This window comes from Aeromonas sp. FDAARGOS 1405 (assembly GCF_019048265.1).
GTDB classification, from domain to species: Bacteria; Pseudomonadota; Gammaproteobacteria; order Enterobacterales; family Aeromonadaceae; genus Aeromonas; species Aeromonas veronii_A.
The window spans coordinates 3,507,698-3,529,576 of the sequence record NZ_CP077311.1; the positions used below are offsets into that span (position 1 = coordinate 3,507,698).

Sequence of the window (21,879 nt, forward strand, 5' to 3'; positions counted from 1 at the left end):
CACTACGGTGCTTAGGGACTTTTTTGATGACACAACAACACCCCCTTCTTCGGCTGGTCAATAGCACCAGTCTGGTCAGCCAGATCCTGGTTGGTCTGGTATTCGGTATCTTGCTGGCACTGTTTGCGCCCGAGTGGGCAAAAACGGCAGGTCTGCTCGGCAGTCTGTTCGTTGGTGCACTGAAAGCGGTAGCCCCGCTGCTGGTATTCGTACTGGTGATGGCGGCCATCATTGGTCACAAGCAGGGCCAGAAGACCAATATTCGCCCGCTGCTGGCGCTCTACCTGTTTGGTACTTTCTCTGCGGCCGTGGTCGCGGTGATTGCCAGCTTCCTGTTCCCCTCCAACCTCCATCTGGTGGCCAATACTGCCGAGATCACCCCGCCAGGCGGGATCACCGAGGTGCTGCAGACCTTGTTGTTCAATGTAGTGACCAACCCGGTCAAGGCGTTGATGGATGCCAACTATATCGGGATCTTGGCGTGGGCCATCGGTCTGGGTATCGCCATGCGCCATGCCAACGAGAGCACCAAGGCGCTGATCACTGACCTGTCTCACGGTGTCTCCGCCATCGTGAAAGCGGTGATCCGCTGTGCCCCGCTCGGGATCCTGGGTCTGGTTGCCTCCACGCTGGCAGAGACCGGCTTCGATGCCCTGTTTGGCTATGCTCAACTGCTGGTGGTGCTGATCGGCTGCATGCTGTTTATCGCCTTTGTGGTCAACCCGCTGATCGTGTTCTGGAAGATCAAGCGCAACCCCTATCCGCTGGTGCTGACTTGCCTCAAAGAGAGCGGCGTTACCGCCTTCTTTACCCGCAGCTCTGCCGCCAACATTCCGGTCAACATGGCGCTGTGTGAAAAACTGCGCCTGCCCAAAGATACCTACGCGGTCTCCATCCCGCTGGGTGCCACCATCAACATGGCGGGTGCGGCCATCACCATCACTGTGCTTGCCATGGCGGCGGTACATACCCTGGGGATGGAAGTGGACATGGCAACGGCCGTGCTGCTCTCCGTGGTTGCCACCGTCAGTGCCTGTGGCGCGTCCGGTGTCGCCGGTGGCTCTTTGCTGCTGATCCCGCTGGCCTGTAGCCTGTTTGGTATCAGCAACGACATCGCCATGCAGGTGGTGGCCGTCGGCTTTATCATCGGCGTGTTGCAGGATTCTGCCGAGACAGCGCTGAACAGCTCCACCGACGTGCTGTTCACCGCCGCTGCTTGCATGGCCGAAGATGAAACCCTGCTGGATGTGGCTCCGGTACCGAGCCGCGAAGCCTGATCTCGCAACGGTCAGTTTCGCAACACACTTGCGCCCTCTTCGGAGGGCGCTTTTTATTGCCGGATTTGCTCTCTTTTCCTCTTTAAGCAGGCTCTTTGGCTGATGTGCCGGACACTCTGTCGACCTTGTCCAGGGCGCTGCCTTATCTTTATCCCTTGGAGTTGTGCTTCCTCCTTCTGTTGTGCGTTACACATTTTTGTCTGTTCTGCTAACAGCCGATTGCTATGGCTGACCCCAGATCTTCAGGACAATCACAGCATCACAGCACCAAAGAAGAATGGAGGTGGCTGGCTGTGGCAGATGAACCCGTCCTATCAGACACGCCATCATGGTTTGGTGAGGGGGAGTAAACGTGTTGGCGATACTGAGCTGCGGGCATGAGGGGTCATGTTGATACCCGACGTGCTCAGTCATGGTGCTGGTGAGCATGCAGATATCCAACAAGGTGAGGAGAGTAGCAGGGCAATCGCGGATGCACAGATTGCAGAGATAAAAAAGCCAGCCGAGTGTTCGGCTGGCTTTTTGCTATCAGTGGCAGGTGAGGGATTAACCGACCAGCTGATAGAGGATGGCGGAGATAGCGGTCAGACCCATCACGGTTACGAAGACGTTGCTGATATGACCCTGATACTTCGCCATGGCCGGTACGCGCTTGATGGCGTACATCGGCATGATGAACAGGATGGTAGCGATGATCGGGCCGCCCAAGGATTCAATCATGCCCAGGATGGAAGGGTTGGCAATGGCAGTGCCCCACAGGGTCAGGATGAAGAAGGCGATGATGAACATCTCGACTTTCTTGGCGTTCGGCTCTTTGCCTGACTTGCGCATGTTCTGCACGATCATCCCTTTCAGACCTTCACGGGCACCCAGATAGTGGCCGAAGAAGGAGGAGACGATGGCTACGAACGCAACCAACGGACCGAAGTAGGAGATGATGGGGCTGGCATGCTGGTTGGCCAGATAGGAGAGCACGGCGATGTTCTGAGCCTTGGCTTCCGCCAGCTGGGCCGGTGTCAGGCTCATGACGCAGGAGAAGACGAAGAACATCACGAAGCCCAGCAGCACCATGGCGGTACGCTTGAGGATGGCATCGGCTTTCTCGACAGCCTGATCACCGTGGTCGCGGCGCTGGGCCAGAGAGAAGCTGGAGATAGCCGGGCTGTGGTTGAAGGAGAAGACCAGTACCGGGATGGTCAGCCACAGGGTAGTAGCGAAATCCTTGGCAGAGGGCACTTGCTCCAGCGCGGCGCCGGTCCAGTCCGGGATCAGGTACAAAGAGATACCGGCCAGAATGGCGATCAGCGGATAAACCAGCAGCTCGGTCACTTTCAGCATCAGCTTTTCACCGGCCAGCATCACCGACATCATGCCCATGATCAGCACGATGGAGAGGATCCAGCGCGGCGGAGCACTCATCTGCAGCTGGTTGACCATGAAGCTTTCCACGGTGTTGGTGATACCCACGCCGTAGATCAGCACGATGGGGTAGATGGCGAAGAAGTAGAGCAGGGTGATTAATTTACCGGCACCCACGCCAAAGTGTTCTTCCACCACTTCGGTGATGTCTGCGTTTGGCTTTTTGGAGGAGAGCACGAAGCGGGCCAGACCACGGTGGGCCAGATAGGTCATGGGACCTACCAGCAGCGCCATGACGACCAGCGGCCAGAAACCGCCCATACCCGCGTTGATCGGCAGGAACAGGATACCCGCACCAACCGCGGTCCCGAACAGACTGATGACCCAGGTAGAGTCGCGTTTTTCCCAACGAGTGGTTTGAGTAGAGCTGATCCCTTGCTCTGTTGACGCCGCAACTCCCTGCGTGCCAGTGACTGTGTTTGACATCTATCTCACCCCGAATGTGTGGTTCTTATTAAGTCGGCGCAAGGATACGGTTTTTCTAATCAAAAATGTTGATCAAATTCATCTTTACGGCACGAAAAACCGCACTTTCTTATGGAAATGTGATCAAAACAAGAAAAATTCAATTATTGTTTATCAATTGGCACGTTATTTTAGTGTTAATGATTAAATCTCGCTCAGCCAAATGTAGGTAAATTGTTATTTTGCGAGGTGCTGGGCTAGCTGGTTGATCATGCTGGCGGTAGCCCCCCAGATAAAGTGCTGTTGCCAGGGGATCCAGTAGATGGTGTGTGCTTTCCCCCCTCTGGAAAGGATCAGGGGGATGTGGTTGCGCCGATCCAGCAGATGGGTCAGCGGCACTTCGAAGGCGTGATCCACCTCATCCGGACTCAGGATGAGGGGATAGTTGCCATCGAGCAGCCCCAGCACCGGCAGCACCTCGAATCGTGACACTGTATTGAGCGGGTTGAGGGTGCCGATCACTTCAATCAGCCGGGCCGGAATGCCGAGCTCCTCTTCGGTTTCCCGCAGCGCTGTGGCAATGAGGTTTTCGTCGCCGGGATCCTGTCGCCCGCCGGGGAAGCTGATCTGCCCTCCATGATGACGTAGCCGGGGGCTGCGCCGGGTCAATAACACGCTGAGCCCCTCATCGCGCATCACCACCGGGATCAACACCGCAGCCGGACTGAGCCCGCCGATGGCGAGTCGATGGGCCGGGGCGGGTCGCTGCAACTGGAAGCGGGTCAGCAGTTCGTGGCGATCCATGGCGGGGAGCTCTCCTGTGCGTTGGCCTGACAGTGGGGAGGGTTACAGCGCCGACAGCGGCGGCAGGATGCGGGCGACCTTGTCATAGGTCTCCTGATATTCGCTGTCGGCGTCGGAGTCGGCGATGATGCCGCCACCGGCCCAGCAGTGCAGACGACCCGCTTCGGCGATCAAAGTGCGAATGCAGATGTTGGTATCCATCCGGCCGTGCTGGCTGAGATAGCCGATGCTGCCGCAATAGGCGTTGCGACGCTGGGGTTCCAGCTCTTCGATGATCTCCATGGCGCGGATCTTGGGGGCGCCGGTGATGGAGCCACCCGGGAAACAGGCCCGCAGCAGATCGACCCCTTGCCAGTGTGCATCCAGCTCACCGTGGATGGTGGAGACCAGATGATGTACCGCCGGAAACGACTCCACCGCAAAGAGATGGGGCACGCTGACCGAGCCCGGCCGGCTGACCCGACCTATATCGTTGCGCAGCAGATCAACGATCATCAGATTCTCTGATCTGTCCTTGTCCGCCTGCGCCAGCTCTTGCGCGACTTGTCGATCGGTCGCCGGATCGGGGTGGCGAGGGCGAGTGCCTTTGATGGGTTTGGTTTCGATATAACGGCCATCAAGCAGCAGGAACCGCTCGGGGGAGAGGCTCAGCAGCGCACTATCCGGCAAGCGGATAAAGGCAGAGAAGGGGGCCTTGTTAGCAGCCGCCAGCAGGCAATAGGCCTGCCACTCATCACCCTGATAGGGGGCGCTGAAACGCTGGGTCAGGTTGATCTGGTAGCAATCCCCCGCGGCAAGGTATTCCTGAATGCGGGCAAACTTCTCGCCATATTCCGCGCGGCTCATATTGCTCTGCCACTCCCCCTGCAAGGCAAAAGCGGGGAGCGGGGCGGCCTGTTGTTGCTCAAGCCAGGCCAGCCGCTTGGCAAGGCCCGCTTCATCCCCCCAGTGCACCAGCTGCCAGTCGCCGGTCGCCACATTGCGCAGCAGCGCCCAGTCGTAGATGCCTACCGCCATGTCTGGCACCGCGATATCGGCGGCGGCCTGCACTGGCAGTCGTTCGAAGCGACGGCCGAGATCATAGCCAAACAGGCCGAGGGCGCCGCCAATAAAGGGCAGGTGAGTGGCGCACAGTTCCAGCTCCCCCAGCAGCTGTTGCTGGGTATGGGCCAGCAGAGCGAGGGGATCTTCGTGGTGTTTGCTGATATCCGCCCCGACACGCAGAGTGGTCACCTCGCCGCGGGTTTCGAGGGTCGCCAGCGGATCGGCAGTGATGATATCAACGCCGTTATCGGCGCCGAGTGGCCCCGCCGATTCCAGCAACATGGCCCACGGCTGATGTTGCAGGCGGGCAAAAAGCTGATGGAGTTCAGCACTATGGTCTAGATGATGGATATGAAGTGTTGGCGTCATTTTATGTTACACAGGCAACAGTTTGGTTCCCGAACCCTAGTCGGTGCTGGTGGGCAAGCGTATCATAGGTGTCGGTGACTTAAGAAAAAACTGCCGTGTCGTTCGTTTTTTGTTGGTTGATAGTTTTTAGCCAGCACGTCAGCACGGCCCATCATATGGAAGCCCTTGCCCTGCTCTGTGGCAGAGACAAGGACCAGTGAGGATGATATGAGCATTATAAAAAAACAGGATTTCATCGATTCTATCGCAGATGCCCTCCAGTACATCTCCTATTACCACCCGTTGGATTTTGTTCAGGCTGCCAAAGCGGCGTATGACCGCGAGGCCAACCCGGCCGCCAAAGATGCGCTGGCCCAGATCCTGATCAACTCCCGCATGTCCGCCGAAGGTCATCGTCCGCTCTGCCAGGACACCGGCATCGTGACCTGTTTCGTCAAAATTGGCATGCAAGTCCAGTGGGACAGCGACATGACAGTGCAGGAGATGGTGGACGAAGGGACCCGTCGTGCCTACACCAATCCTGACAACCCGCTGCGCGCCTCCGTGCTGGCCGATCCGGCCGGCAGTCGCAAAAACACCAAAGACAACGCCCCTGCCGTGGTCCATATCGACATGATCCCCGGCAACAAGGTGGAAGTGAGCATCGCGGCCAAAGGCGGCGGCTCCGAGAACAAATCCAAGATGGTGATGCTCAACCCTTCTGACGATATCGTCGAGTGGGTGCTGAAAACCGTGCCGACCATGGGCGCAGGCTGGTGCCCACCCGGCATGCTGGGCATCGGCATCGGCGGTACCGCCGAGAAAGCGGCGGTGCTGGCCAAAGAGGCCCTGATGGAGCACATCGACATTCAGGAGCTGATCGCCCGTGGCCCGCAAACCACCGAAGAGAAGCTGCGGGTCGAGCTCTACGACAAGGTCAACAAGCTGGGGATCGGTGCCCAGGGGTTGGGCGGCCTCACTACCGTGCTGGATGTGAAGGTAAAATCTGCGCCGACTCACGCCGCTTCCAAGCCGGTGGTGATGATCCCCAACTGCGCCGCGACCCGCCACGTTCACTTCGAGCTGGATGGTTCAGGCCCTGCCGAACTGACGCCGCCGAAACTGAGCGACTGGCCGGAGATCACCCGTGAAGCGGGTGGCAACGTGCGCCGCGTCAACGTCGATGGCATCACCAAGGCCGAGCTGGCCAGCTGGAAGAGCGGTGATACCGTGCTGCTCTCCGGCAAGATCCTCACCGGTCGCGACGCCGCCCACAAGCGTATCGCCGACATGCTGAAAAATGGCGAAGGGCTGCCGGAAGGGGTCGATTTCACCAACCGCTTTATCTATTACGTTGGCCCGGTCGATGCGGTGCGCGACGAAGTGGTCGGCCCGGCAGGCCCCACCACCTCCACCCGTATGGACAAGTTCACCGACATGATGCTGGGTGAAACCGGCCTTATCGGCATGATCGGCAAATCCGAGCGGGGCCCGAAAACCGTCGAGAGCATCAAGCAGCACAAGGCCGTCTATCTGATGGCGGTGGGCGGCGCCGCCTATCTGGTGGCCAAGGCCATCAAGAAGGCGCGCGTGGTGGCTTTTGCCGATCTCGGCATGGAAGCGATCTACGAGTTTGAAGTGGAAGATATGCCGGTGACCGTTGCGGTCGATTCCGAAGGCAACAATATCCACGAAACCGGCCCGGCCTACTGGTCTGCCAAGATTGCCGAGCTGGATGGCAAGCTCTCCTCCTGAGTGACCGTTTCCGCTGCCGGTTAACGGTATCGGCCCTGTAAGAAGGCGCGTCCATCCGGATGCGCCTTTTTGCTTTGGCTGGCCTGTTATGGGCTCAAGTTGGCCGTTTGCGGCAAGCGGGTATAAAAAAGGATGGCGTGACGCCATCCTTTTTCGTTGTGCATGTGCTCTGGTAGTAGACAGCAGAGCAATCGCCCTTGGCTTTAGGCCTTTTTCAGGTAGGCCGCAACCAGAACGATCTGCACGCCGTTGACCTTGCCTTCGATATGAAGCGGGTTGTTGGTCAGACGGATGCCCTTGACCAGGGTGCCGCGCTTGGCGGTAAAACCGGCGCCTTTCACGTCCAGATCCTTGATCAGGGTAACGGAGTCGCCCTCTTGCAGCACGGCGCCGTTGGAGTCAACGGTCGGTACGCTGTCGTCATCTTCGTCAGCAATACCAGCTTCAGCCCAAGCCTTGGCTTCGTCTTCCATGTACATCATGTCCAGCAGATCCTGAGCCCACACTTCACCCTTGCCGGAGAGAGCTTTCAGCTGGCGCCATGCCATCACCTGCACCGCAGGCACCTGGCTCCACATGCTGTCACTCAGGCAACGCCAGTGGTTGACCACTAGGGTATCCGGTTGTTCCAGCTGACCACGGCAGGTGTCACAGATAGCAACGCTGTGATCATCGTCGCTGGCGGGGGAGTGAGGCACCACGAAGGCGGTCAGCGCCTGCTCGGCGCTGCACAGTTCACACTTGGCGCCCGCGCGCGCTTGCAGAATGGCGTTGATGGTCATGTTGTTGGTCCCATAGCTAGTGTAAAGCGACCCGCGTTGGGCGGGGCGCGTGAAAGAGGGGGCGGAATATAGCATAAAACCCCGTACTTTGTCAGGTCTGCCCTGGCTCACAAGGTTGGCTGTGCTGTTGCGCGGCGCTGATCGTTTGGTATTGAGAGTGCAATTTGAAGCGGGATCGCTAGAATGAGCCTCCTTTTTGACTGCAAGGCAGGGGCATTCGTGCTGGCTCAACGTTTTCAACAACTGGATCGACTGCTCACCCGCTACCGACGCTGGTGGCAATATCAGCCATATCATCATCTGACCATGGCCTTTGCCGATGAGGCGCCCGAACTGGCGGCACTGCTCAATGGGCTGACCCTTGCCCAGTTGGCAGAACTCGATGCAGATATGGGCGCCCTCAGCAGTCTGCTTGCCCCCTGGATTGCCGAGGGAGCCGAGCTGCAGCAACTCAGCCAGCTTGCCCCGTTTACCCCGGAGCCCATCAGCTGCAGCAAGGAGATGGCGCTGCATATGCCGGGGCGCAAGCAGGCCCAGATCGAGGCGTTCACCGCCTGTTTGCCGGCCCATCAGGGCCCCTATCTGGAGTGGTGTGCCGGCAAGGGCCACCTTGGGCGGCTGGTGTCACTTCATCGACAGGCTCCTATCCTCAGTCTGGAGTTGCAAGGGCAGCTTTGTGACGAAGGTCGGCTGCTGGCCGAGCGGGATGGCGCGAATATGACCTTTACCTGCGCCGATGCTTTTGCCCCCGAGTCGGCGGCGCTGATCGCCCCCGAACATCACGCTATGGCACTCCATGCCTGCGGCGAGCTCCACACCCATCTGCTGGAGCGGGTGGCCGAACGCAGTGCCCGCGGCGTGACTATCTCTCCCTGTTGTTACCACCTGATCCGTACCAGCCACTATCGCCCGCTGTCGGCCGCGGCCAACTCCAGCGAGCTGGTGTTGAGCAAGGCGGATCTCAAGTTGCCGCTACAGGAGACGGTCACCGGCGGTGCGCGGATCGCCCGCCTGCGTGAGCAGGAAGTGGTGTGGCGTCTCGGGTTTGACTGCCTGCAGCGTCAGGTGCGTGGCATAGATGAGTATCTGCCGGTGCCCAATATGCAAAAGAGCCTGCTGACCGGCACCTTCGAGGCATTCTGCGTTTGGGCTGCTGAACGCAAAGGGATTGTGCTGCCCGCCGGGCTCGACTATCCCGCCTGGTTGGAGCACGGGGAGCGTCGCTTTGGTGATGTCGCCCGCATGGAGCTGGTGCGTCATCTGTTTCGCCGTCCTCTCGAGATCTGGCTGGCGCTGGATCGCGCGCTCTTTTTGCAAGAGCAGGGTTATCGGGTCGAAGTGGGGGAGTTCTGTGCCAAACCCATGACCCCGCGCAATATCCTGATCCGTGCCGTGCGCGCCTGACAGCGAGCTCTTTGTGAGCGTTATTTGAACATTGTTGATGGCTGACTGGTGAAGCGGGTCAGCCATTTTTTTCATCACGAACAATGACCGTATGGCAGGCCACCTGGCCGTCTCAACTGTTCTAAAAATGGGCGAAAGATCACGCTTTGGCGTTTTCGTTTGGGTTCTATTTCTTTGTTTCAGCTGCACTGAATATCACAAGGTGAAATGGTTCACAAATTACGCGCATTTCTTAATTTTCATCGTGAATTTAGTTGTTGGAACACCTACTCTTGGAGCGCATTAATTCAAACAAGGACGATAAACATGTTCAAACCCAAGCGTTGTGCCTGGCTGATCGCTGCCGCTTGCGTATTGCCCAGCTATGCCGTAATAAGTGCAACCATGAATATTCAACCCGATCCACAAAATGCGGGAGGATATGTGATTGCGGCCCCGGATCTGGCCGCGGTGGAAAAGGCCAAGACGGCCAACCCCATGTATACAATATGGGCCAAGGCACTGGCCACCCGGTCAAATAAAATAGTCGATGCCATTGAACCGGGTCTGGCAAGCAATCCTGACAACGTAAAACGGGTTGAACGGGTATTTCCCCAATCTGAATGGGAATATTTAACCCAGATGGCCGCGCCGGAATATACCTATGTCCGCTTCTTGCGGGCCATCGGTAAATTTCCTGCGTTCTGCGGCGAATATAACGACGGGCGCGATTCTGATGCGATCTGTAAAAAATCCATTGTGACGGCCTTTGCCCACTTCTCTCAGGAGACCGGCGGCCATATTGCCAAGGAGAACGTCTCCGATAACCCGCTGGGGCTGGAGGAGTGGCAACAGGCGCTAGTGCATGTGCGGGAGATGGGCTGGTCAGAGGGACAGACCGGTTATACCACCGGCTGTGGCCAGAACGACTGGCAGAACAAGAAGTGGCCCTGCAGTACCGGACAAGGTTACTTTGGCCGCGGCGCCAAGCAGCTTTCTTACCACTTCAACTACGGGGCCTTCTCCGAGGCGATGTTTGATGGCGATGCCTCAGTGCTGCTCAACAACCCGGGGCTGGTGGCGGACTCCTGGCTCAACCTCGCTTCTGCCATCTGGTTCTTCCTCACCCCGCAGGCCCCGAAACCGGCCATGCTGCACGTGATTGATCGCACCTGGGTACCCTCCAAACGGGAAGCTGACGCCGGTATCGGCTATGGCTTCGGTACCACCATCAACGTCATCAACGGCGGTATCGAGTGTGGTGAACAGAACAAGGACAAAGGGCAGCCGGTCAATCGCATCCGCTACTGGGAAGGGCTGGCCAACCACTACCAGATCCCGGTCAAGGCGGATGAGAAGAACACCTGCTGGCAGCAGACTCCCTATGGCAGCCTCAATCTCAACGGCGCTACCGACATGCTCTACACCAACTGGGATGGCAACTGGAAGTACTATCCTGATCGCCCGGGCGGTTACTCCTTCGAGTGTGAGCTGGTGGGCTTCCAGACTGCTTATTCTGCGCTGGTGCCGGGTGATTACGAGAAGTGCGTGACCAACTTCTACGGTTCCCACGCCAACTGGCCGAAAGTGCGGATCGTCGCCAAGCTCGATCCTGCCCCGGTCGATCCGGTTGACCCGCCCATTGATGGCCAGCCTGCCTGGGAGGCCAGCAAGGTCTATACCGCGGGCAACAAGGTGAGCTACAAGGGCGCCGTCTATCAGGCCAAATGGTGGACGCAAGGGGATGATCCCGCCAAAGGTGGCCCCTGGGCTGTGGTGGTGACCAAATAAGGTTGCCGTTGGGATCATGGTCAATCACCATGATCTATCGGTAGTGGAAACAAGCAGGCAGCAGGGAGGAGATATCTCCCTGCTTTTTACCCGTTATCGGCCTGTTGTCGCCCCATCAGGCGGGATCAGAAACGGTAGTTGAGACCGACACTGACCCCTTTGACATCGAGTCGAGGCATGGGGATATATTGGTACTCCGCATTGAGTCCGATACCCGAATCAAAGCGATATTGCCAACCCGCAGCGCCATAAAAACCGACCCCGGAGTTGCTCTGATCTTCCTTGTTGATCGTGTATTCGACTCTGTGGGCGTTGGCACCCAGTTTGGCATAAAAGCTGTTGCCGGAAGAGACCGGGAATTGTGCATACAAGGCAGAGCGGATCCCTTTGTAATGGATATCTTTTACGTCATTGAGGGTTGCATCGAAGAGGGCGCTGACTACGCCACCGGTACCAAACAATATTCCTGAATCGATACCGATATAATCGTTGAACATATAACGGTAATAGAGATCGGCAGTCATATTGTCACCGCCATCGGCCTGATCCCCATTTTGTGCTTTGAATGACTGGGTGCCATAGCCAAGGGTGGCGCCGACGATATGGGGAGAGGGGGTTGCTATCGCCACGGAAGAGAAGATCGCCGTGGCAACCACCAGGGGAGTGAATAACTTCATCATGCAGGTTCCAATTAAATAGCGTGGAATATGGCTGCGACGAACAGATTTATATGGGCTCGGGTGAGCTTGTCTTATATTCGCAGGCCAGTAGTGAGTGGCAATATCTCATATTGTCAGCGGGATGAATAATCAGAGCCCCCATAACCGTTATGATGGGAGGTGAGAGTGGTTATCTTCTGTCTGAACAATGGTGAACTGTGTCAATACTATCTGAAACGGGCGCTGATAAATCGCAAATTTCATTGGTTTTCTGCACTAATCAACTTAGTGTAACGGGATGTTAGGCTGGCAATATATGCCTTCAAACGTGGACTGGATGGTAAACAAGATGGTGATTTCTCGTGACGGTATATTAGAGGGGGGTTGCCATTGTGGTGCAATCCGCTACAAGGTGCTAGCTGCTCCCTTTGCTACCGATTTTTGCCACTGCCGGGATTGTCAGCGCACGACCGGCGCTCCGGTCGGCGCCTGGATGGATTTTCGGGTGAAACAGGTGCAATGGCTATGCGGCGTATTGACTGAGTACGCCTCGTCGGAGGCGATTCGACGCGGCTTTTGTGCAACCTGTGGCGCCACCCTCAGCTATCGCAGCATTCAATACCCCGAGTACCTGATGGCTATTGTCTCACTTGATAACCCCGAAACGGTCGCACCAACCTATCACATCCATACCGTCAGCCAGCTCTCCTGGTTGCCGATCCAGGACGATCATCCCCGTTATCCGAAAGGGAAGTAGTTTTGCGATATTCCACGTAGAAAGAGGAGTACACCATGGAGCTGATAGTGATCCGCCATGGAGAGACTCACGCCAACGCCGAGGGGCGCTATCAAGGGGCGTTGGATATCGGGCTCAACCAAGATGGCGCGTGGCATATATGCTGACTGGCCGATGAGATGGTGACCACACTGGCCCCGTTCGATCGGTTGCTGGCGTCGCCCCTGCTGCGAACAAGAGAGAGCGCCGCGATCTTCTCACGTCAGTTGGGCTTGCCTGTGGAACTTGCTCCGGACTTTCGTGAACGGCATGTCGGCCTGTTCGAGGGGCTGACGCAGGCAGAGGCGAGAACACGCTATCCCGAACTGCGGGCACGCAACATCACCCGGCGCTGGGCTGAAGCTCCTCCTGGTGGTGAAACCATTGATGAGGTGATAGCCCGGATCTCGCAGGGACTCACGGAACTTGCTTCGACCATGAAAGGAGAGCGGATACTGCTGGTGGCGCACGGTGTGGTCGCCAAGGTGATCCGAGCCCTAACGACCGCCGGATTTGATGACTTCTTCGCGTGGCAGTTGCCCAACGGCGGCATGCTGGTGGTCAATATTGACTCCTTTATATCACCATTGCGATTCAAGCGACCGGTTGGGCAGAGTTAGTTTGTGCGCTGCTTTTTCTACTCTTCGATATCCAGCAACACCAGAATGGCGCTGTCGCCGCCCCATTCGCGGGGGGCCTGATGGAAGGCGCGCACATTGGGGTGCTGGGCCAGCCAGCTGGGAATGCGCTGCTTGAGAATATGTTTGCCGATGCCGTGCATCACTGAGGCGACGTGAATGTTCTCTTTCTGGCAGAGGGTGAGCAGGGCGGCCAGCTCCTGTTTTGCCTGCTGCTGGTTCATGCCGTGCAGATCGAGGTAGATCTCCGGCGGATAAATGCCCCGCTTGAGCTTTTTCAGCTCAAATTTTGACACATCTTCCCGCACGTAACGGGTCGGCCCATCATCGTCGAGATGGGGCTGATACTCATCGCTGAAATAGTGGTCAACCCCAAGCTTTTCGCGGGTTTCGCGCAATTCGCGTTTCTGCTTGACCGGGCGTAACTCGGCCCTTATGGTATCTTGCTTGATTTTCCGGGTACCTTTTATCGCATCGCGGAACAGCAGGGTTTCCTCGTCTGTCGGTGAGGGCGTTTTTTTCATCAGATGCTCATGTATTAGGTATGCGTCTTGCCCGTCAGGTAAACGGGGCTCGGGCCGGATATTACTCGACTTGGAGGTGGATTTGGACAAGATATTTATCGATGAGGTGGTTGCCGAGATGCACACCATCCAGGACATGTTGCGTTGGGCCATGAGTCGTTTCAACGACGCCGGGATTTTTTACGGTCATGGAACCGACAACGCCTGGGATGAAGCTGTGCAGCTGGTACTGCCCGCGTTACATCTGCCACCGGATGTAGACCCGGCCATGCGCCACTCCCGTCTCACCAGCAGCGAGCGTCACCGCATCGCCGAGCTGATTATCCGCCGTGTACAGGAGCGGGTACCGGCCGCCTATCTGACCAACAAGGCCTGGTATGCCGGTTGGGAGTTCTACGTGGACGAGCGGGTGCTCATTCCCCGTTCTCCCATCGCCGAGATGGTTGCCAACCGTTTCGCGCCCTTCCTCAAACATGAACCGACCCGGATCATGGACTTGTGCACTGGCTCCGGTTGCATCGCCATCATCATGGCCCACGAGTTCCCGGAAGCGGAAGTGGATGCCATCGACATCAGCATCGATGCGCTGAACGTGGCCGAGCGCAACATCAACGATCACGGGTTGGAGCAGCAGGTCATTCCGATCCGCTCCGATCTGTTCCGCGATCTGCCCGCGGGTGACAAGTACGATCTCATCGTCTCCAATCCGCCCTATGTGGATTCCGAAGATATGTCGGATCTGCCGGAAGAGTTCCGTCACGAGCCAGAGCTGGCGCTGGCGTCCGGTTCCGATGGCCTCAAGCTGACCAAGCGTCTGCTGGCCCATGCGGCAGATTTCCTCAAGGATAACGGCGTGCTGGTGGTCGAAGTGGGCAACAGCATGATCCATCTGGAAGCCCAGTTCCCCGAGATCCCCTTTACCTGGGTTGAATTCGAAAACGGCGGTCACGGCGTCTTTGTGATGACCCGTGAAGAGCTGGTGCAGTATCAGGATCATTTCGCCATCTACAAGAACTAAGCAGGAGCGCGCATGGCAGGGAACAGTTTTGGTCAACTCTTTCGGGTCACTACCTTTGGCGAGAGCCACGGCCTGGCGCTGGGCGCCGTGGTCGATGGTTGCCCGCCTGGGCTGGAGATCAGCGAAGCGGATCTGCAGGGGGATCTGGATCGGCGCAAGCCCGGCACTTCCCGCTACACCACGCCGCGCCGCGAGCCGGACGAGGTGAAGATCCTCTCCGGGGTGTTCGAGGGCAAGACCACCGGCACCTCCATCGGGCTGCTCATCGAGAATACCGATCAGCGCTCCAAGGATTACTCCGATATCAAGGATCTGTTCCGGCCGGGTCATGCTGACTACACCTACCACCAGAAGTATGGTCAGCGGGACTATCGTGGCGGTGGTCGCTCATCTGCCCGCGAGACCGCGATGCGAGTGGCGGCGGGGGCGATTGCCAAGAAGTACCTGAAACAGGTACATGGCATCGAGATCACCGGTTTTCTCTCCCAGCTCGGCCCCATCAAGGCTGAGGCGTTTGACGCGGCGCAGATTGAGCAGAATCCCTTCTTCTTCCCCGATGCGGGCAAGCTGGAAGAGCTCGATCAATATATGCGCGACCTGAAAAAAGAGGGCAACAGTATCGGTGCCAAGGTGCAGGTCATTGCGCGCAATGTGCCGGTGGGCCTGGGTGAGCCGGTGTTTGATCGTCTCGACGCCGATATCGCCCACGCCATGATGGGCATCAATGCGGTGAAAGGGGTGGAGATCGGCGATGGCTTTGCGGTAGTGGAGCAAAAAGGCTCCGAGCATCGTGACGAGATGACTCCGGCGGGCTTTGCCAGCAACCATGCGGGCGGCATTCTGGGTGGGATCTCGTCAGGTCAGGATATCGTGGTAAGCATGGCGCTCAAGCCTACTTCCAGCATCACTGTGCCGGGCAAGACCATCAATACCGAAGGCGAGGCCATCGAGATGATCACCAAGGGGCGCCACGATCCTTGTGTCGGCATTCGCGCCGTGCCTATTGCCGAGGCCATGCTGGCACTGGTGTTGATGGATCACCTGCTGCGCCATCGTGCCCAGAATCAGGGGGTGTTGACCCATACCCCACAGCTGCGTTGATCGCTCTTGCTGCACATCGACTGATCGCACCCTGTTCAGGGTGCTGGTTCGTCAACCAAATCAAAGGCGACCTTCGGGTCGCCTTTGTTCTTATGCTCTGCGGTACTTCTATCACTCGTCGGTTATCAAGAGTGATCAGCGTCCTGCGGATCGGCATCGAGACGGCAGTTGGGGGGAGAGAACTTCCCATGGTGTTTGGGCATAGCGTGAATGGCCTCGTTGACCTTGAGGAGCTGCTCTTCGCTCATGCTGTTTTTGGCAAACATCAGGCTGACCGGCTGATGGTGCAGCAACAGCTGACAACTGATAAACCCCTCGGCGCCCAATTGGGAGAGCCGATAGCGTGCATATTGCCACTCCATAATGATGCCATCGAGACGGCGGGCCAGCAGCAGTTCGATTAGTCGATCATCGGCATTGTACTCGGTCGCCCCCTTGAGGGCAGGACACTCGTCCATTTGATGAATGGGGCGAGTACCGCGCAGTTTGCCAATTTTGAGATCCTTGTTGTGGCACAGTTTGGACAAGGTATCGAGCTTTCCCCAGCGATCCTGATGGCCTGGAATCGGGTTATTACTCAACAGCACATAGGCGCTCTGGCGATAGGGTGCAGAGAAGCGGGCATACTTCTGCCGCTCCGGTAGTGGTAGTGCGGCCATCGCCACATCCAGCTGATCGTGCTCCACCAGATGGAGTGCCCGCGCCCAGGGGATCTCACGAAATTTGGGGGCAAAGCCCGCCTGGGTGAGGATCTGGCGAGTCAGGCTGACATCCAGCCCGTCCAGCTCACCCCTGTTGTTGATTTGACTGAAGGGGGGCCAGTGGCTCCAGGCCACGGTCAGGGTCTGACTGGCCTGCAGGGAAGGGGTCAGCAAAAGCAGCAGCAGGCAGAGCTTGGCCTGCCAGTTGCCGTGGGGACGATATTGCGTGCTCATAGCTTAACCTCGTTATTCTGCTTTTTGTTCTCTGCTATCCCGTGCGCCTGCGACCCGCGCATCACGATGGCGGGACAGGTAATAAGTTGTCAGTTAATAGTGTGGTGCGTGCTTCACTGGTCAACGGGATTATTCGGTGGAGAGCAGAGGGCTTTTCTGTGCGTGCTGGGAGGAGCATCACATTTTTCTCGTTTATCCGGCACAACTCCGTTAGACTGCGCCCCTATTCTTTCCCCTTTGCTCTGCTCCCCGGGGAAATCGTTGTGTTCTCAACAGGCCCGAGTCTGGCGAGATGGCATCGGCTCAGCAGAGGAGCCCCATCCCGGATTGTCGGCGCCCCTATCCCTAGCAGGTAACTATGAGTTTTACTTCCCTCGGTCTGGCCGAACCCTTGTTGCGTGCCGTTGCCGAACAAGGCTACGACACCCCGTCTCCCATTCAGCAACAAGCGATCCCCGCCGTTCTGGCTGGCCGCGATCTGATGGCGGCGGCCCAAACAGGGACCGGCAAGACCGCAGGCTTTACCCTGCCGATGCTGCAACGTCTGATGGAGAGCAAGCGCAAGGTCTCTCCGAACCGCGTCCGTGCGCTGGTACTGACCCCGACGCGCGAGCTGGCCGCCCAGGTGGGCGAGAGCGTGCGCAACTATGGCAAGCATCTGCCCCTGCGCAGCCACGTGGTATTCGGTGGCGTGAGCATCAACCCGCAGATGATGGCGACTCGCCGTGGTCTGGACGTGCTGGTGGCCTGTCCGGGCCGTCTGATCGATCTCTACAACCAGAACGCCGTCAAGTTTGACGAGGTGGAGATCCTGGTACTGGACGAAGCGGATCGCATGCTCGACATGGGCTTTATCCGCGACATCCGCCGCATCCTGACCCTGCTGCCGAAGAAGCGCCAGAACCTGCTCTTCTCCGCCACCTTCGCCGATGAAATTCGCGAGCTGGCCACTGGCCTGCTGGACAACCCGGCTGTCATTGAAGTTGCCCCGCGCAACAGCACTGCCGAGCGTATCGAGCAGCTGGTGCATCCGTGCGACAAGGCCAACAAGATCGCGCTGCTGAGTCATCTGGTCACCAGCAACAACTGGCAGCAGGTACTGGTGTTCACCCGTACCAAGCACATGGCCAATCGCGTTGCCGAGACTCTCGACAAGAACGGCGTCAGCGCCGCCGCCATTCACGGTAACAAGAGCCAGGGTGCCCGTACTCGCGCGCTGGCCGGTTTCAAGGATGGTAGCGTCAAGGTGCTGGTGGCGACCGACATCGCCGCCCGTGGTCTGGACATCGACAAGTTGCCGCAAGTGGTCAACTTCGAGTTGCCCAACGTGGCGGAAGATTACGTGCACCGCATCGGTCGTACCGGCCGTGCCGGTGCTGCCGGTCACGCCATCTCGCTGGTGGCTGCAGATGAAGGGAAGCTTATCAAGGCGATCGAGCGTCTGACCAAGCAGAACATTCCGTGCGAGCAGGTGGCCGGTTTTGAAGCTTCCCGCGAGACCCTCGACAACATCGCCCGTGGTATCGGCGCGCCGCTGCGCAAAGAGCCCCGGGATCCGAGCGAGCAGCGCCGTGCACCGCGTCCGCAAGGTCAAGGTCAGCGTCAGGGGGCCGGTCGTTCCGCCTCCAATGGCAATGCGGGTGGTACACGTACCGGTAACGGTGGCAAGCCCAAGCCGCAAGGTGGTCAGCGTCCGGCTGATGGCGCTGGCAAACCGGCTCAGGCCCGTCGTCCCCGTCGCGCCAGCCACAACCAGTAAGGGCAAGGAGAGTCACTCTCCCGCTCTGAACGGTTAAACGAAAAGCCCTGCCATATCGGCAGGGCTTTTCTATTTCTGTTTCGGCGGCTCCGCGTTTGGCTGACCTGCTCTGGTCAGGAGAGCAGGGCGGTGAGCAGGAGACAGGCCGCGCTCACCAGGATCACCGTGAAGGTCAGCCCCATTCCCACCACCCGATAGCGGAAATTCTCCGGTGTGCGACTCATGCCAAAGGCGTGACAGAGGCGACCAAGCAGCAAGGCACTCCCCAGCAGATGAACCACCCAAGGGGCATGGCTGCCGGTTTCGACGAAATAGATCAGTAGCAGAGCGAGGGGGACATACTCGGCAAAGTTGGCGTGCACCCGCATGGCCCGCAGCATGGCGGGATCATCGCCATGGCCGAGCGCCACTTTCTGGCGGTGACGGGTGCGAATGGTACGAATGCTCAGCAACACAAACAGCAGAGCGAGCAGGGCCGCGTAAACAGGCAGTATGGTCATGGTATCTGGCTCCCGGTGTGATGATATCGGGTGGCTGGTGTTGAGAGACGCCACATTGCTCGGCATCTCAAGGTCTTGCCTTGAGGGTAGCAGCCATTAGTACCAGATTGAGCCGTCATATTGCGATATGGCGCACGTTATGCAGACCCCAATAGCAAAAGCCCCGCCAATCTGATTGGCGGGGCTTTTGCCTATCTGGCGTATTGAATTGCAGCAAAGATTACAGCGCGGGCAGCATTCCAAGGCTGACGCTGATCTGGACGCCGACAATCAATGCGCCCATGGCGGCAGCCACTCCCAGCGCCACCACGCCACCCGGGGCGCGGTAGTGGTGGGCGGGAGCTTGCTTGCGGCTCTGCCATACCAGCGCTACCGGCAGCAGTACCGCGAGGATCGCCAGCGCAATGGCAGCGTAGCCAAGCGCCATGATAAAGCCCTGCGGGAAGTAGAGGGCAAACAGCAGCGGCGGCACGAAGGTGATAAGACCGGTCTGGCTGCGGCCCTGCCAGTTGTCCTTGCGGCGGGTTACCTTGGCCATAAAGTCGAACAGCCCCAGCGTCACCCCGAGGAAGGAGGTGGCGAGCGCCAGATCGGCAAACAGGTGCATAGCCTGATTGAAGGCCGGCCAGCTCACCAGCTTGCCGACGTTGGCCAGCAGGCTGTCCAGCGCGCCGCCGGTTTGCAGCAGGGCTTGCTGGCCGAGCAGACCGAGGATCGCTACCTGCCACAGCACGTAGAGGATCAGCGGCAGGGCGGAGCCCCAGACAAAGACCCGGCGCAGCTGTTTGGGACAATCGCCGAGGTAGAGCATGACACTCGGAATGGAGCCGTGAAAGCCGAACGAGGTGAAGATGACCGGCAGGCCCGCCAGCAACAGGCCCTGACCCAGCGGCATCGAAAGTAGATGCTGCCCTTCGGTGCGGGGCAGCAGCAACGCCAGCACCACCACCATGATTACCAGTTTGACGGTGAACATCAGCCGGTTGAGGTAATCCACCGAGCGGGTGCCGACACAGACCATGCCGCCAAACAGCAGAGTAAAGGCCCAGGCGGCCTGCTCCTGGCTGAGAGTCATGCCCGCATCGGCCAGCGCCTGTGCCAGCAGGCTGCTGCCACCGCTGATGTAAGCGGAGGCCAGCGAGTAGAACAGCATCAGGATACATAAGGAGGCGATGCGCTTGCCCCAGGGGCCGAGCAAATGATCCGCCAGCTGGTGCAGGTACCATTTGCCGGTGTTGAGGCTTGCCTCTACTTGCAGCATGGCGGTGAAGGCCATCAGGGCCCAGAGGCCAACCATCAGCAGCAGGGTGGCGGGGCCGCCGAGGGAGGAGGAGGCCAGCGGCAGGGCCAGCATGCCGGCGCCTATGGTGGTGCCGGCAATCAACAGGGTACAACCCAGAGTTTTGGTATTCATGTTATCCATCCGAACGTAGCGGTGTCAGTGCAAACAGACGATGTCAGCATTAACGTCAACAAAAGGGGGCCGATTGGCGTTATCAGAAGGTGCCTCCGGTGATAGGGCCGGAGGCTAGCAATATCGGAACGGGAACATCTGTACCTAAAACCTGTCAGTTGTAAAAGATGGTTGCCACGTTAGCGGATCAAAATAGCGGAAACAACCCCTTTTATACGGATCTTGTGCTGGCTTGTGGCAATAAGTGGAAATAAATGATGACAGTGATGGCTGATTGCAGAAAAAAGCACCGAAAAAATGACTGGCAGGGGCTCATTGATACAGGTCAGCCAAGTGGTTGCAGCACGGATGGGGGAGTGCCTTGTCGTGGCGTTGGCGTTTAGTTGCGGGGTGAAAGGAGTGTGGAGGCCGGTTGTTTAGTCGGGCAGACGGTAGAGAAAGCAAAGCGGGCGGGTAGGGTTGTGGGGAAAAACAATAAGGCTGCCAATCCTGGCAGCCTTATTGTCATCTGCATTCTTTACCCACCCATTAATAGCAAATCGGGTCTGCTTCGAGCAGGTTAGCGACGGCGCTTGAGGGTGCGGCTCACATAGTGCAGCCCGCTCTGGTAGTTGCCGTTCACCGCCTTGAGTGCCAGCTCCAGCGCCTGGCTCGCCAGCGCGTCGTGCTGCTGGGGCAGGGAGTTGATGCCAAAGGGGAGGAAGTCGAGCAGCCGATCGTCCCCGAAGGTGGCCATGGCGAGCTGGCTCATATCGATCTCTTGCTCCAACAGGTAGTCGAGTACCCCCTCCATCAGGATATAGGAGGTGGTGATCAGCGCTTCGGGCAACTGGCCCAGCTGCTGGTGCAGATCTTTGATCAGGCGATACCCCTCAAGGCGGGAGAAGTGATCCCCCTGACACAGGTGGCGAGCCGCGCTGTGACTGGCGACCGCCTGCTCGAAACCGGCTTTGCGCTCCTGACTGATCGTGAGTGCTGGCAGCGCGGTGATCAAGGCGATATGGCGCAAGGTCGGGGTGAGCAGGGAGCTGGTGAGATCAAAGCTCGCCTTCTCGTTTTCACTGGCGACGGTGACAAACTTGTCGGCGGCCATCGCCCGGTCGATGGCGAGGATCTGGCTGCCTTGCGCCTGCAATTTGCCGTAGAAGGGGTCGTCCGGGGGCAGGCAACTGGCCACCAGCAGGGCATCCACATGACGGCTCACCAGCATCTGGGCCAGCTCTTTTTCGGTGGCGGGCTCATCTTCCGAGCAGACGATGAGCAGCTGATAGCCCTGCGCCCGGGCCCCCTGTTCCAGCCGTTTGGCCAGCTTGGCATAACTGGCGTTCTCAAGGTCGGGCAGGATAAAGCCGAGGGTCTTGGTCTGGCCGCCACGCAGGGAGGCGGCGCGGCTGTCCGGCTGGTAGTTATGGGCGGTGACAACGGCCATCACCTTGTCGCGGGTGGCCTGACTGATGCGGTATTGGTCGGCCTTGCCATTGATCACATAGCTTGCCGTGGTGCGCGAGACACCGGCGAGGGCGGCGATTTCATCCAGTTTCATCATAT

Annotated in this window: 18 protein-coding genes and 1 pseudogene; 9 read left to right on the forward strand and 10 right to left on the reverse strand. The window is 58.4% G+C overall.

What is annotated here, in order from left to right:
• Positions 1-26 precede the first annotated feature (26 nt).
• Positions 27-1,277: a serine/threonine transporter SstT gene (sstT, locus tag I6L35_RS16095; RefSeq protein ID WP_005345324.1), complete on the forward strand. Its 1,251-nt coding sequence runs from the start codon at positions 27-29 to the stop codon at positions 1,275-1,277.
• A 546-nt stretch (positions 1,278-1,823) separates the two neighbouring features.
• On the opposite strand, the gene I6L35_RS16100 is transcribed toward sstT, so the two are convergent.
• From I6L35_RS16100 to pabB, 3 genes are all read right to left on the reverse strand, one after another.
• Positions 1,824-3,122, reverse strand: a complete 1,299-nt coding sequence (locus I6L35_RS16100; protein ID WP_164536753.1) for a serine/threonine transporter — start codon at positions 3,120-3,122, stop codon at positions 1,824-1,826.
• Positions 3,123-3,338: 216 nt separating this feature from the next.
• On the reverse strand, positions 3,339-3,905 hold the full coding sequence (locus I6L35_RS16105) for a CoA pyrophosphatase (RefSeq protein ID WP_019445121.1): 567 nt from the start codon (positions 3,903-3,905) through the stop codon (positions 3,339-3,341).
• Positions 3,906-3,947: 42 nt separating this feature from the next.
• Complete coding sequence (pabB, locus tag I6L35_RS16110) at positions 3,948-5,231, reverse strand: aminodeoxychorismate synthase component I (RefSeq protein WP_254204579.1); 1,284 nt, start codon at positions 5,229-5,231, stop codon at positions 3,948-3,950.
• 294 nt (positions 5,232-5,525) lie between these two features.
• Between pabB and I6L35_RS16115 the strand changes: the two genes are divergently transcribed.
• A complete protein-coding gene (locus I6L35_RS16115; protein ID WP_005351759.1) occupies positions 5,526-7,052 on the forward strand; it encodes a fumarate hydratase in 1,527 nt (508 codons plus the stop codon).
• A gap of 203 nt (positions 7,053-7,255) precedes the next feature.
• On the opposite strand, the gene I6L35_RS16120 is transcribed toward I6L35_RS16115, so the two are convergent.
• Positions 7,256-7,834 carry an alkylphosphonate utilization protein gene (locus I6L35_RS16120; RefSeq protein ID WP_005333203.1) on the reverse strand — a complete coding sequence of 193 codons (579 nt, stop codon included), beginning with the start codon at positions 7,832-7,834 and terminating at the stop codon, positions 7,256-7,258.
• Positions 7,835-8,017: 183 nt separating this feature from the next.
• Here I6L35_RS16120 and I6L35_RS16125 point away from each other — a divergent pair, with 183 nt between their 5' ends.
• On the forward strand, positions 8,018-9,238 hold the full coding sequence (locus I6L35_RS16125) for a methyltransferase (RefSeq protein ID WP_216978743.1): 1,221 nt from the start codon (positions 8,018-8,020) through the stop codon (positions 9,236-9,238).
• 306 nt (positions 9,239-9,544) lie between these two features.
• A complete protein-coding gene (locus tag I6L35_RS16130) occupies positions 9,545-11,008 on the forward strand; it encodes a chitinase (protein WP_216978744.1) in 1,464 nt (487 codons plus the stop codon).
• Between the two features lie 125 nt (positions 11,009-11,133).
• Here the strand turns inward: I6L35_RS16130 and I6L35_RS16135 are convergent, their stop codons facing one another.
• Positions 11,134-11,688 (reverse strand): porin family protein, encoded by a 555-nt coding sequence (locus I6L35_RS16135; RefSeq protein WP_227342831.1) that lies wholly within the window; start codon positions 11,686-11,688, stop codon positions 11,134-11,136.
• 328 nt (positions 11,689-12,016) lie between these two features.
• On the opposite strand from I6L35_RS16135, the gene I6L35_RS16140 reads away from it, so the two are divergent.
• Both I6L35_RS16140 and I6L35_RS16145 read left to right on the forward strand, forming a co-directional pair.
• Positions 12,017-12,424 carry a GFA family protein gene (locus I6L35_RS16140; RefSeq protein ID WP_216978745.1) on the forward strand — a complete coding sequence of 136 codons (408 nt, stop codon included), beginning with the start codon at positions 12,017-12,019 and terminating at the stop codon, positions 12,422-12,424.
• Positions 12,425-12,459: 35 nt separating this feature from the next.
• Positions 12,460-13,062, forward strand: a pseudogene (locus I6L35_RS16145) (histidine phosphatase family protein).
• A 17-nt stretch (positions 13,063-13,079) separates the two neighbouring features.
• Here the strand turns inward: I6L35_RS16145 and smrB are convergent.
• Complete coding sequence (gene smrB, locus I6L35_RS16150) at positions 13,080-13,604, reverse strand: endonuclease SmrB (protein ID WP_005333198.1); 525 nt, start codon at positions 13,602-13,604, stop codon at positions 13,080-13,082.
• An 82-nt stretch (positions 13,605-13,686) separates the two neighbouring features.
• Between smrB and prmB the strand changes: the two genes are divergently transcribed.
• Positions 13,687-14,622: a 50S ribosomal protein L3 N(5)-glutamine methyltransferase gene (gene prmB, locus I6L35_RS16155; RefSeq protein ID WP_139462539.1), complete on the forward strand. Its 936-nt coding sequence runs from the start codon at positions 13,687-13,689 to the stop codon at positions 14,620-14,622.
• Positions 14,623-14,634: 12 nt separating this feature from the next.
• Positions 14,635-15,723, forward strand: coding sequence for a chorismate synthase (gene aroC / locus I6L35_RS16160; RefSeq protein WP_021230156.1), 1,089 nt, complete (start codon positions 14,635-14,637; stop codon positions 15,721-15,723).
• Positions 15,724-15,848: 125 nt separating this feature from the next.
• Here aroC and I6L35_RS16165 read toward each other — a convergent pair whose 3' ends face one another.
• Positions 15,849-16,658 carry an ABC transporter substrate-binding protein gene (locus tag I6L35_RS16165; protein WP_106843347.1) on the reverse strand — a complete coding sequence of 270 codons (810 nt, stop codon included), beginning with the start codon at positions 16,656-16,658 and terminating at the stop codon, positions 15,849-15,851.
• A 358-nt stretch (positions 16,659-17,016) separates the two neighbouring features.
• Here I6L35_RS16165 and I6L35_RS16170 point away from each other — a divergent pair, with 358 nt between their 5' ends.
• Positions 17,017-18,417: a DEAD/DEAH box helicase gene (locus tag I6L35_RS16170; protein WP_216978746.1), complete on the forward strand. Its 1,401-nt coding sequence runs from the start codon at positions 17,017-17,019 to the stop codon at positions 18,415-18,417.
• Between the two features lie 113 nt (positions 18,418-18,530).
• Here the strand turns inward: I6L35_RS16170 and I6L35_RS16175 are convergent, their stop codons facing one another.
• From I6L35_RS16175 to cra, 3 genes are all read right to left on the reverse strand, one after another.
• Positions 18,531-18,917, reverse strand: a complete 387-nt coding sequence (locus tag I6L35_RS16175; RefSeq protein ID WP_216978747.1) for an MAPEG family protein — start codon at positions 18,915-18,917, stop codon at positions 18,531-18,533.
• Between the two features lie 220 nt (positions 18,918-19,137).
• Entirely contained in the window at positions 19,138-20,331 is a 1,194-nt protein-coding gene (locus tag I6L35_RS16180) for an aromatic amino acid transport family protein (RefSeq protein WP_216978748.1), read from the reverse strand.
• A 559-nt stretch (positions 20,332-20,890) separates the two neighbouring features.
• Entirely contained in the window at positions 20,891-21,877 is a 987-nt protein-coding gene (gene cra, locus I6L35_RS16185; RefSeq protein WP_216978749.1) for a catabolite repressor/activator, read from the reverse strand.
• Positions 21,878-21,879: the final 2 nt, after the last annotated feature.